Source organism: Paenibacillus agricola, from assembly GCF_011440305.1.
GTDB lineage: Bacteria > Bacillota > Bacilli > Paenibacillales > NBRC-103111 > Paenibacillus_S > Paenibacillus_S agricola.
Genome location: NZ_JAAOIW010000004.1, coordinates 406954 through 418878, shown reverse-complemented (window position 1 = coordinate 418878; position 11925 = coordinate 406954). Strand labels below are relative to the sequence as shown.

Sequence of the window (11925 nt, the reverse complement as noted above, 5' to 3'; positions counted from 1 at the left end):
GCCCTCCTTCCTTCGGGATTGAGGGCATTTTTTGTTTATGGAATACAGCAAAGCCCTCAATCATAAAGATTGAGGCTTTTTCGTTTTAAAACACATATTAAGAAATGTTTATGTAAGTTGAAAAAATAAAAGTTGTGGGTAATAAGACTCATCGAGATTACTGGACATATAAAATATGAAGCAGAAATGAGTGATGAAAATGGGAACAAAGTATGAAGTCGTATTCAAGCAAAATAAATCGATTGTCCTAGTTCTTACAGATTTTCTTGACTGGACTTCTGCTATGGAGGCGATAAAGGCACAGCGAGATGGCGGGCTTGTATTCGATACTGCAGAAATATATGAAGGTCGGGGTAAGTCGCGTTATCTGGTGAATACAGAAAGAAATGGGTAAGGAATGATTATTGCTGGGGTGTAAATACAGCAAAGCCCTCAATCCAAGTGGAAAGAGGGCTTTTTTAATTGTATTTATGGCTTGTTGGGGAAGGGTTGGACATACGATGTTTCTAACTCATCATTTAATATATCTGTTTCTGTATGATAGTAGTAAGAATACATACCAAACTCATTCAAATAATAAAAATCATTGGGCAACTTCTGTGGTAAGAAGTAATCCTTAAGTACCGATTTCACTTTTGTATACATAACGGCAACTCCTTTATATTCCTGATTTATTATGTTAAGTATTTGCAGTCTTATCCAATAATATTCATGAATAAATGGAGGGGTCACAAAAGTGATGATTCAATATGGTTTACACGATGTCCTTACCAAGCATGGTTTGGGGTCATTATGATTGAATGTGGGAAATCCTGCGATAGTAGTTTTTTATCATAAGGATAACTAAAACGGATCACACTGAAAGCGCTCTAATGTTATGCTTAATTTAACAGGGATTGGATAGGAGGACCATAGTATGGCTTTTTCTTGGAAAAGAAATCTCTACATCATGTGGATAGGTTCATTTTTCATAAGCGCTTCTTATACCGTTTCAGTGCCTTTTTTGCCGATTTTCCTTCATGATGAATTAGGTGTAACGAACAATCTGGAGCTTTGGTCCGGTGCCGTATTTTCCATTAGCTTTTTGGCTAGTGCTTTGATGGGGCCCTTTTGGGGGACGATAGCTGATAAATATGGGCGCAAATCAATGATGGTCCGCTCGGGATTAAGCTTTACGATTTTATATTTCCTAACTTATTTTGTTCAGGACCCTTATCAATTGCTGGCTGTCAGGCTGCTTAATGGGCTGTTTGCCGGATACATACCTGCTGCGATTGCCTTAGTGGCGACCAATACACCTGAAAAGCATGTGGGCTATTCACTTGGTGTGATGTCGACTGCGAATGCGGCAGGCAATATTTTGGGACCTTTAATGGGCGGCTTTCTTAGCCATTGGCTTGGCAACAGGAATACGTTCCTGGTGTCCAGTGGGTTAACGTTGGTTTCGCTGATTATCGCGATTGTCTGGGTGAAAGAAACGAACTTTAACCGATCGTCGGCAAGATCGAAGGTATGGGGCAATATTAAAGATGCCGCTGCTAACCGCGATCTATCGACGATTTTGCTGCTTACTTTAATTACCTCGATGTCGGTGATGATATTGGAGCCGTTATTAACGATTTACGTGCTGCAATTGGGCTCAAACATAAGCAATGCTGCGATGAGCTCGGGTATTATTTTCTCGGCTGTTGGAGTGGCGACGATTATAGCCGCTCCACGGTGGGGGATTATAGGCTCGAGGATTGGCTATGGCAAGGTTTTATTTATAGGTCTTATTGGTGGCGGGCTAGGCAATTTATTGCAGATCGCCTTCCATAATCTGGTGCTGTTCGGGGGGCTACGTTTTGTATATGGACTGTTTTTTGCCGCGGTTTACCCAGCCCTCAATTCATTAATTGTGAAAACGACCGATCCCAGCTTTCGGGGACGTGCCTTTAGCTTGAACCAGTCGATGATGCAGGCGGGCATGATGCTCGGACCGCTGCTTGGCGGTTTTTTATCCAGCCAATTGAACATACCAGCGGTGTTCGTTATTAACGGTACAGCTTTATTGGTAATAGCCATGGTTATAAGAAGGTTGAAATTAGGCTCCAAGGCCGAGAAAGCGCCAGAAGAGGCGAAAGCCCTGAATTGAATAAACGCTGAAAGAAAGTTAAGGTTTAGGAGTTGGAAGCCCAAGTGCCAAAAAGCATTTAAAGCTCTAGGTTTTGGGTTTTAAGCTCAGGCCTTGGCTTTTTTGCTGAAATAATACATGCTTAGCGGCCACCAGAGAATCGCAAATATCGGATAAATCGCCCAGATGGTGTCGGGGGAAGAAAAAGCATTTACAGAGGTAAAGAAGAGAATCGTAAGCATGCTTGCCCACACCGAGAATCCCCAATAATCTTGCTTTCTTGTGAAAAATATGGCTAGTGGCCACCATAAAACCACATAGGCAGGGTAAATTGCCCAGGGGTATGGGGGAGAAAGCACAATATTTAATATGGAATAATAGAGAATCGTGCAGATGCCGCCAATTACAGCTATGGAGAGGCTTTTGGCATATTTGCCGGCATACATCAGAATGGGCCACCACAGAATCGGATAACAGGCGTACAGAAACCAAGGATGCTGCGGGTAGTGCAGACGATTTTCGATAAATAGAAAAATAACGATCAAAATGCTTGTTATGAGCGAATAAGGTCTCACGTTTCCATTGGCAAGAAAGTAGATAGATAGCGGCCAATGTATAATAGCAAAAGTAGGGTAAATAAACCAAATATACTCGGGCGATGTAGTGTAATTGATAAACATAAACAGCAAAATGCATAAGATACTTCCTGCTATCGCGAAATTAGCTTTTTGGTTATTCATGCGGATGCCTCCTGGTTCGTTATTTCCGTTATTTCCAGCCTAACCATTTGTAGAACATGACCAGCGGCCACCATACAACCGCAAAGGTCGGATAAACAAACCAGATCGTCTCTGGCGTGTAATAGAAGTTGATAAAAACAAATAACGCAACGATCAGACCGCTCCCCCAAAGTGAGAATCCCAAATGTAGGGCAAAGCGATTATTTGCCGGCATTACGGCACCACCCAGTTCATCCTTAATGTCTTCAATATCTCCAAATTCGACGATTGCTTTATTGATCGCATCCTCCTCGTCCTTGCCTTGGTAAATTAAATCCCGTACTTTTTCTTCCAGATTCTCGATAATATCCTGCTGGATCATCTCTTTCTGTTCACTATCCGGTATAGCCTTGAATAAATCCTCGACATGTGCTTTGATTTTGCTCATCCTCATAACCCCTCCATAAAAATATCTACGATTGCCTTGATTTCACGCCATTCCTCAACGGTTTCTTTAAAATAAGCCTTCCCGAGCTTGGTGATAGTGTAATACCTTCTTTTGCCGCCATGGGAAACATCCCCGAAATACGATTCAATTAATTCCCTGCGCTCCAGTCTTTGAAATACGGCATATAAGGTAGCTTCTTTAATCTGGAAACGCTCATTTGTCCGCAGGCTGATTTCTTTGGATATTTCATAACCATATTGGTCTTTCTCGTAAATAAGCCGCAAAATAATGGCATCCAAATGCCCGCGAATCATATCGCTACGAATCATGATGTTCCTCCTGTGTTCAAGATTACTCTATCTGCTAGAGTAAAGTTAACATACATTACTCTATCTGTCAAAGTAATTTAAAATATGCCAAAAGTGCACAGTGCGGAAGGACGCTTATAATCCATCAAAATGCTTAATATGCCATTATTGGCGTGCTAGGCAGTTTTTTTATTTCATTTTTTGCAAGGGTTTGGACATAAAATTTACTGGAGCTATCGATTATTTATTATTCTGACAATTATCATCTAAATAGTCACTGATAAACTGACAGGCTTCTTGATTACATTTATGTACAATCAATGTAGCCTATTATTCTATGAAAGAGGTGCTACAGATGCGTAGTATGTTAAAATGGAAATTAAATGCTTTCTTGTTAAGCGTAACCGTGATTTTCACCATGGGCATGGGTATTAACGTTGATGACAGCAATAATCATCCTTCGTACATATTTTCTCATCAATCTCCGACATTGACGCCGTCCACATTAACGATTGCAACTGAATCATCCATACCAGCTACACAACTCACGCCAAGTGTGCCGCCAACATCAAATACGGTGCCGTCCGAACCAATTATTGTTAACGGACTCCCATCTCTTGTACAAGCTCCAACTGCTGACTTAAACAGAGCCTTTGAGGTTAATAGACAGCCGGAGTTAAACATGGCAGAAATCAATGTTATGCAGCAAAACGGTAAACCGTTAGCGCCAGCCGTTGCCCAATATGAGGTTACAGCGTATTTGCTCAATGTACGTGCTTATGCAGATGCGGCAACGGAAATTATTGAGGTCGTCCAAAGAGGAAGCGTACTTGAAGTCGTCGAAGTATCCGACAATGGCTGGCTCAAGCTTAAGCTTGCGGGATATGTCTCCGCGAAGTATGCCAAGCTGCTCAGTGGTCCAAGTGGTGCTCGTGAAGCAGGTGAATTGGTTGAACCGAGCACAACTGAAGATTCCATGAAGGAGTCGGCACGGGTAAAGGTGCTATCCGTCCAACATCCAGCCGAAGAGATAACAGCCACTAAAGCTTGGGAAATAGCGGTGAATGGGACAGGAGAGATGTCAGCAGAGCCAGAAGAGGACGGAAGCGGAGATTCGGCTAAGGCTCCCATTAAACCAACGTCTATGGTGAATTCCACATCCAGCCTTACAGAAGAACATATTGCCCAAATTTTTGAAGGAACTGCCCTCTCAGGCTATGAGCTGGAAAAAGCGATATTAGAGGTTGAGCAGGAATATGGGATTAACGCGTATTTCACCATTGCTGTGATGAAGCTTGAAAGCGGTCACGGAAAAAGCTTAATCGCCCGCAATAAAAACAATATGTTCGGATTAAACGCCATTGACAATGATGCTTACAATAAAGCCTTTAGCTTCGAAACCAAGGGAGATAGTGTCCAGAAATTCGGACAGCTGATATCTGAGCATTATGTCGATAAGGGTTATACGAGTATAGAGAAGGTGGCCAGAAAATATTGCCAGGCCAACCCCCAATGGCCCATTTTGGTGAAGCAAATTATGGAAAGCGATTATAAAAAGCTGCTGTAATGCGGGCAACTTCCACGTAAAGTTTGCTTTTCACGCTGGAATATGATAGGAAATGGGGAGAACCATATTCCATCACTCTTAGTTAGGGGGAGAACCATGACGTTTCAATCGTATTTCGAAAGCCGCAAAACACAGCACTTGCAGGAGTTAAAGGAATGGTTATCCATTCCGAGTATTTCGGCGTTATCTGCCCATAAGCAAGATGTAAGCCGGGCTGCCGAATGGCTGTCGGACGCGCTGCGCCTCGCCGGTCTCGAACATGTTTCGATTCGCGAAACTAAAGGGCATCCCGTTGTTTACGCCGATTATCTGCGCGACACAAATTTGCCGACGGTGCTCGTTTACGGCCATTATGATGTCCAGCCCGTTGATCCGCTTCATCTGTGGGAAACGCCGCCCTTCGAGCCGAATATTCGTGACGGAAAGCTGTATGCCCGAGGAGCTACCGATGACAAAGGGCAGCTGTTTCTCCACATCAAAGCTGTAGAAGCCTTCCTGGCGCAGGGATTGCCTCTCCCTGTTAATGTAAAGTTCTGCATCGAAGGCGAGGAGGAGATTGGCAGTCCTAATCTACCCGCATTCTTGGAACAAAATCGGGACATGCTGGCAGCCGATTACGTGCTAATCTCTGATACGTCCTTGTTGGAGAAGGGGCGTCCCGCGATCAGCACGGGGCTACGCGGATTATGCTCGATGCAGATATCGATCACAACTGCGAACACGGATCTCCACTCCGGCTCCTTCGGCGGCGGTGTCCCGAATGCGCTGCATGCGATCGTCTCGCTGTTGGATTCGCTGCACGATAAGCAAGGCCGCGTAGCTGTAGCGGGCTTCTATGACGATGTGCCGGGCCTGTCCGCCATGGAACGGGACGAATTCACCAAGCTCGCCTTCGATGAAGAGAAGCTGAAGCAGGAACTCGGGCTTGATGCGATGTACGGCGAAGACGGTTATTCGTTTGTGGAGCGAATCGGCGCACGTCCGACTCTTGAGATCAATGGATTGTATGGCGGCTTCCAAGGCGAAGGGACAAAGACGGTCATTCCGCGCGAGGCGATTGCCAAGATCACGAGCCGGCTGGTTGGAACCCAGAAGCCGCAGGATATTTTGGACAAGATCGAACGCCATTTGCTGGCGCATGTGCCAACGGGTGCTAGGCTAACCGTTAAGCAATTGGAAAAGGGCAACCCGTTCACGATTGATCCCGCTACACCTGTCCTGCAAAAAGCAGCCGATGCTTACGAAAGCGTTTATGGCAAGCGTCCTGTATTCACTAAAGACGGCGGATCGATTCCCATTGTCGAAGCTTTCTCCCGCTTGCTATCGGTTCCGGTGGTGCTGATGGGATTTGGGCTGCCGGACGAAAACCTGCATGCGCCCAATGAGCATTTCAACCTGGAAAATTTCGATTACGGCCTGCTTACGATTACAACGTTTCTACAGCTATTGGCTGAAAAGGATAAATAGGCTTTGCCTCAAATCTTGTTAGCCAATGAATAAGCCAAGCCGGAGAACAGCCGTTAGCTGCTCCGGCTTTTGCTTGTAGGGTTACATGCTGCACCAGTCATGTGCTTCTCGTCAAATAATGGGTTTGACTGATGAATAGATTCGCAGTATGATAAAATTGTTTCATGTGAAACTATATTATGTTTTAAATCGTTTTATAAAACCTTCAAAATGGTGGTGTAAATCGCAGCGCCGATTGCGGTAATGAGCCATTATCTTTATATTATTTGTTTCATATGAAACAAATTATTAATCTGCAAGCATTTTCCAAGCACCAGAGGAAGCCCATGAACACAGTTTATGCATGCACCAAACCCAAGAGAGGTGGAGGAAACGATGAGCATCGCCCATACGATTAGAGAAAGACGGAGTATCCGTCAGTTTAGAGAGCAGCAGGTGCCGGTAGACTTGATTCTGCGGTTGCTTAACGATGCAGTCTGGGCTCCCAATCACGGCCTGCGCGAGCCATGGCGCTTTATAGTGGTTGAGCGGAATGAGGCGAAGGTGAAAATGGCCGATTTAATGCTTGCATCATTAAGCCATTTGAAGCGCGTGAAGCTATTGCCTGCCAAGTTAAAGCAGCTGATGAAGCATAAATATAGCCAGATTCCAGCCAACTTAATTGTTGTGATGCGTGAGGATAAAGACGAGCATAAGCAAGAGGAGGACTACGCCGCTATATGCTGCTTGATTCAAAACTTTCAGCTGCTGGCGTGGGAGCAGCAATTAGGGATGATCTGGTCTACGATGGAATTCATCCGTTCCCCGCTATTTTGCCAGGGTGTAGGCGTGCAGGCCAATGAGCGAATTGTTGGGGTGCTACATATGGGTTATTTTGATAAAGCTCCTAAGCCCAAGTCGCGTACCTCTGCGGAAAAGAAGCTAACTTTGTTATAATGGAAGGAGCTACATACAAAGGAGCGGGGCTTTCATGGAACAGTATTCAATGAGCAGGTATCATATACATGAGCTTTTTATCAAATTTCTCCATCAGATGGAGCAATATGAGGATAAGGAAAGCAGCGCTTTTTTGGAGGAGCTTCGCAAGACGGTTACTGTTGAAGCTCCTATGAATATGACGGATATCCATGTCATTGCTTGCATCGGACATAATGAGCCGATCAAGTTAACCTCAATAGCTGATAAAATGGAATTAAGCAAAGGCAATATCTCCAAGGTGACCACGAAGCTGCTAAAGGCAGGCTGGCTACGTAAAACTCAATTAAACGACAATAAAAAGGAAATATTTTTCCGTCTCACTCCCTCGGGTAAAAAGCTGTTCATCGGGCATGAAGAGCTACATTTGAAAGCACAGGAGCAATTCTTGCAATTCATTAATCCATATAAGGAGGCAGAGCTGGAGATTATTAAAAGTTTTTTGGTGGAGCTTACTAAATATTATGGCAAAAATGATTTATGATGTAATATCATTAGCGATTTATGCAATCAGGTGATAAAATAGTCCTATAACGACTATGGAGTGAGCCTGCGTGTATCCAACCAATTTCTTGGAGAACCTTTGGAAAAAAATCAAAGCCAAAGAAGTTCCCAATTCCCTGAATCCTGTTCCTTTGCACCACGGTTTAGCCTACACCATGCAGTTGCAAGATCGTATAACTAATCTCCTATGGCTCCCATATGAGCATACAGGTATTGCCTATTCTGAGAAGATCGGTGGTTCTATAAATATTTTTCCTTACTATAAAGGTCAAATCATAGAAGAATTCGAAATCTCACATGGTATGGATTTACATAAGCCGAAGACAGAAGATGACGTATTGCAGCATATGTATTCGAGCTCATGGGAGCTGCACCAAATTTTTAGCCATGAGAAGTATGCTGGCTCCGCCGCTGATTACATGTATAAATTTCATCATCTTTGTATATTCTTGAACTATTTTAATTCCTTGCGTGTTATTCCGGTTCCGGCCGTTAAATAAACATCCAGCAATGAAGTAGGAGTCTCTCACTTTGCAACAAAGTGTGGGGCTTTTTTTGTCTATGAAATGAGCATACTACAATGAATCCGCATACGTGAAGGAGCCGAACCATGAATCATGCAATCGTAGCTGCCATAACCAAAACAAAAAGCCGGCAGTCTCTGTTTCATTTTACAAGGGTGGATAATTTGGCTGCCATTGCGCATTTCGACGCTCTATTTTCGAGTCACCGAATCAACCCGGATTTCACAGGAGAGCGCCGATTAGTGGCAGAGCGAGTGGACTTTGGTGGAAATTGGGTGACAATAAATGCACATCTGAGGATTGCGAACAGCATGATCGATGCTTCTACCACCCAGGAAGAATTCCGCGCTTGCTTGGATCGGCATGTATTTTTGTGGCCCACCTTAAGAGACTGCCAGAAAATGATCGGTACCTACATGCGAAGAGAGCCGGAGGGGGGATTTGCTGTATTGGAATTTGATGCTTATTCCTTGTTAGTTGAGCATGATTCTGCTGTAAAGCTGTCTAAATATGATTCAGGCAGCTCGCCGCGCTTTCCCATCCACTGCTCCTATAAAAAAAGTCCAGCAATGTTCCTTCCACTCGATCAGTTCAAGCTCCTCATTAATCACACCGTACCGGTAAAAGCCTCAGAAGTCCGCGAAGTGCTTGTAGAAGACCAGGTTACCGGCGTGTCCAAGCATCTGCGAGCTGTTTACGTTGAAATTCGTGAGGATGTTCCTGAGTGTTGGAGGAGCTTAAGTAAGCCCCTTGAATTAATCTCCCCTGCAAAAGAAAAATGAGGGCGTATCCAACACGCCCCGATTACGTCCCAATTTCACCCCAATTATTAGGCGCAGTCCGATATCTAGCGTCCTCTCTTGCTGCGAAGTCCAAGAAACCTCATGTTGATCTCGCCGCTCCCTTCGGTATTAGCTCCCAGCCTCAGAGAAAACGCGTTTTTTTTCAGGATCGTTTTAACCTGGATGGGAGAAAGAGCTGGATTACTCTGCAGTAGCTGCGCAGCCGCACCGGAAACGATTGGCGTAGAGATGCTGGTACCGGATAGCGTAAAGTATCCTTTCCCTACACGCAGGTGAGAAAGCTCTCGATCCAGCTTGGAGCCTGGAGCCCGAAGCGAGATAATCGTCTCGCCCGGTGCTACCAGATCCGGCTTCGTCCTTCCGCCCAAAGTCGGCCCGCGGCTGGAATACCAGGCGATGCGGTCATCCGCTTGCGCGATGCTGCGGCGATCGTCCACGGCTCCGACAGTAATCGCCGAAGGATTGTTCCCCGGCGACTCAATCGTATTGCGCCTTGGACCGTTGTTTCCGGCTGCGATGACGACAGTGAGACCAGCCCGGACGGCTTTTTCTACGGCTTGACAGAGAGGATCGTCTACGCAAGAGGAATTCACCGAACCGCCGAACGACATGGAAAGAATCCGCAGTCTTAACCGCTTTCGATTGGTAATGCACCACTCGATTCCCTTAATAATCGTGGAGTCATATCCGCTGCCTTCCCTATCTAATACTTTGACACCAACGATTCCAGCAGCAGGGGCAGGGCCTCTGTATTTTCCTTTGCTCATCCAACCATTCCCGGCTGCATCCCCTGCGATATGTGTCCCGTGACCGTTATCGTCATACGTACGTTTTCTGCGGTTGACCCAATCTTTAAAGGCCACAATCCGGTTAACAGGACGGGTTAGGTCTGGGTGCGGGAATACACCTGTGTCGATAATGGCGATGTTGATCCCTTTTCCGGCAAGCCCTTTTTGCCTTTTAATAGCGGTAGAGCCGATTGACGGCGTCGCTATATAGAGCGATGTTTTTTTAATGCCGTCCAAATAAATTTTTCTTATCCCTTTCCAGCTGCACATCCGTCGTAGACAATTCACTGTAATTTTTGAAGCCACACAATTGAGCAGGGGGATACGCCATTTGATCGGAAATGTATAGGCGCCTAAATGTGTTTGTAATGCGTGCAGCTGGACTGCATTTATTTTTTGCTTAAATTGAATAATGACGGGAATTACAGCAGGTTTAACGTTTTGAGCATACGATTGCTGCAGTCTTTTTCTTAAGGGTCGATTGATTATTGCCTTATATTTTTGATGCCAATTTTGTCCGTTCATTGGTTGGATAGCTCACCTCTCCAGTCATTGTATGCCTTGCTGACCCAGTAGGTACGTAACTAGTAATCTGTAATATTATTATTTTTTCTCTGAAAATAGGTAGTAGTAAGGTTCATAAAACGCGTATCGTGCATCTACTGTTGTATCCCACAAGAAAGCGGTGAAGCACTTGGTAATTACTAACAAAAAAGCTCTAATGATGAAAAGGGCCCTGATGGTTAAGAAATTGAAGGCATCTGCATTAAAAAAGAAAAAGAGGATCAGACAAACATTTGATAGACTACATGTTATCGCGACGAATTTAAGTAACGCAGCTCGCGATACAACGGGATGGACTGCTACATTAACAAGAGGCACTACAACGATAAGAGCCGATTTCGATGAATTCGGAGTAGCCAGATTCGGTACGATAAGTACCTTAACAACCGTGTCATATGTTCTAAGAATAAGAAATGCAGATGGAGACTTGTTAGCTACTAGAAACGTTCCCGCGGATATTGAGGTTTTTGTTGCTAGATTTTAAATAATGCTTGGGGATTCGAGTGCAGTGACCAATACTAAGAACCATTAAACAGGGGAAACCTGTTTAATGGTTCTTTTTTTTATAATAGATTTTTCGGCAGGGAGCACGGCGCTTATGGCTTGGGAAACTATGTGGAACCCAAAGCTATTGTAGACTATGAGGTAGCAGAAATTACATGGGTCTAAAAAATAGCATGGACGGGAGTTGAGAGCATTGGGTTTTTCGATGAAAGAAGCTTCAGAATGCCTCGGACTCGCTTCGCATACGATACGTTATTATGAGAAAGAAGGCTTATTGCCTTCTATTGAACGGGACCAGTACGGGAACCGAATTTTTGAGCAAAAGGATTTGGACTGGATGCAGCTCATGTCTTGCTTTCGTGCGACAGGCATGACCATAGCCTCCTTAAAGCGAATGGTTGACCTTACCGCCCAAGGCGATGCTACGATAACGGAAAGAAAAATGATTTTGGAAACGCACAAGCTGGAGCTTAATAAAAAACAAGTGGAATTGGATAGAGCCTTCGAGGCGGTTAACCAGAATTTAACGATTTATGAATCCAAGATGAATAAGGATGAAATCATTGAAACGAATGGCGTGGAGTTTTGTTAGAGATTTAGGTCATCCATGATTCTTTCGAGAACTCGTAGCCGTCCCTTCA

Annotated in this window: 14 protein-coding genes; 10 read left to right on the top strand and 4 right to left on the bottom strand. The window is 44.5% G+C overall.

Features of this window, described 5'->3' with window-relative positions; genetic code table 11:
• Positions 1 to 193: 193 nt before the first annotated feature.
• Together G9U52_RS13385 and G9U52_RS13380 are read left to right on the top strand one after the other, a co-directional pair.
• Positions 194 to 394, top strand: a complete 201-nt coding sequence (locus G9U52_RS13385; RefSeq protein ID WP_166150217.1) for a hypothetical protein — start codon at positions 194 to 196, stop codon at positions 392 to 394.
• Positions 395 to 916: 522 nt separating this feature from the next.
• Complete coding sequence (locus G9U52_RS13380) at positions 917 to 2134, top strand: MFS transporter (protein ID WP_166150215.1); 1218 nt, start codon at positions 917 to 919, stop codon at positions 2132 to 2134.
• 86 nt (positions 2135 to 2220) lie between these two features.
• On the opposite strand, the gene G9U52_RS13375 is transcribed toward G9U52_RS13380, so the two are convergent.
• The 3 genes from G9U52_RS13375 to G9U52_RS13365 are packed head-to-tail and all read right to left on the bottom strand — an operon-like array spanning position 2221 to position 3609.
• On the bottom strand, positions 2221 to 2853 hold the full coding sequence (locus G9U52_RS13375; RefSeq protein WP_166150213.1) for a hypothetical protein: 633 nt from the start codon (positions 2851 to 2853) through the stop codon (positions 2221 to 2223).
• 28 nt (positions 2854 to 2881) lie between these two features.
• Positions 2882 to 3280, bottom strand: a complete 399-nt coding sequence (locus tag G9U52_RS13370) for a permease prefix domain 1-containing protein (protein WP_166150211.1) — start codon at positions 3278 to 3280, stop codon at positions 2882 to 2884.
• Between the two features lie 2 nt (positions 3281 to 3282).
• Positions 3283 to 3609 (bottom strand): PadR family transcriptional regulator, encoded by a 327-nt coding sequence (locus tag G9U52_RS13365; RefSeq protein WP_166150209.1) that lies wholly within the window; start codon positions 3607 to 3609, stop codon positions 3283 to 3285.
• A 334-nt stretch (positions 3610 to 3943) separates the two neighbouring features.
• On the opposite strand from G9U52_RS13365, the gene G9U52_RS13360 reads away from it, so the two are divergent.
• The 6 genes from G9U52_RS13360 to G9U52_RS13335 all read left to right on the top strand — a co-directional run bounded on the left by G9U52_RS13360 (position 3944) and on the right by G9U52_RS13335 (position 9407).
• Positions 3944 to 5155, top strand: a complete 1212-nt coding sequence (locus tag G9U52_RS13360) for a glucosaminidase domain-containing protein (RefSeq protein ID WP_166150207.1) — start codon at positions 3944 to 3946, stop codon at positions 5153 to 5155.
• 96 nt (positions 5156 to 5251) lie between these two features.
• Positions 5252 to 6622 carry a dipeptidase gene (locus tag G9U52_RS13355; protein ID WP_166150205.1) on the top strand — a complete coding sequence of 457 codons (1371 nt, stop codon included), beginning with the start codon at positions 5252 to 5254 and terminating at the stop codon, positions 6620 to 6622.
• Positions 6623 to 6997: 375 nt separating this feature from the next.
• Complete coding sequence (locus G9U52_RS13350; protein WP_166150203.1) at positions 6998 to 7558, top strand: nitroreductase family protein; 561 nt, start codon at positions 6998 to 7000, stop codon at positions 7556 to 7558.
• A 34-nt stretch (positions 7559 to 7592) separates the two neighbouring features.
• Positions 7593 to 8081: a MarR family transcriptional regulator gene (locus tag G9U52_RS13345; protein ID WP_166150201.1), complete on the top strand. Its 489-nt coding sequence runs from the start codon at positions 7593 to 7595 to the stop codon at positions 8079 to 8081.
• Between the two features lie 70 nt (positions 8082 to 8151).
• Entirely contained in the window at positions 8152 to 8601 is a 450-nt protein-coding gene (locus tag G9U52_RS13340; RefSeq protein WP_166150199.1) for a hypothetical protein, read from the top strand.
• 110 nt (positions 8602 to 8711) lie between these two features.
• Positions 8712 to 9407 carry a DUF7002 family protein gene (locus G9U52_RS13335; RefSeq protein WP_166150197.1) on the top strand — a complete coding sequence of 232 codons (696 nt, stop codon included), beginning with the start codon at positions 8712 to 8714 and terminating at the stop codon, positions 9405 to 9407.
• A 65-nt stretch (positions 9408 to 9472) separates the two neighbouring features.
• On the opposite strand, the gene G9U52_RS13330 is transcribed toward G9U52_RS13335, so the two are convergent.
• Positions 9473 to 10741, bottom strand: a complete 1269-nt coding sequence (locus G9U52_RS13330) for a S8 family peptidase (RefSeq protein WP_166150195.1) — start codon at positions 10739 to 10741, stop codon at positions 9473 to 9475.
• 196 nt (positions 10742 to 10937) lie between these two features.
• Between G9U52_RS13330 and G9U52_RS13325 the strand changes: the two genes are divergently transcribed.
• Complete coding sequence (locus G9U52_RS13325; RefSeq protein ID WP_207952945.1) at positions 10938 to 11264, top strand: hypothetical protein; 327 nt, start codon at positions 10938 to 10940, stop codon at positions 11262 to 11264.
• A 213-nt stretch (positions 11265 to 11477) separates the two neighbouring features.
• Entirely contained in the window at positions 11478 to 11876 is a 399-nt protein-coding gene (locus G9U52_RS13320; protein ID WP_166150191.1) for a MerR family transcriptional regulator, read from the top strand.
• The last annotated feature ends 49 nt before the right edge of the window (positions 11877 to 11925 follow it).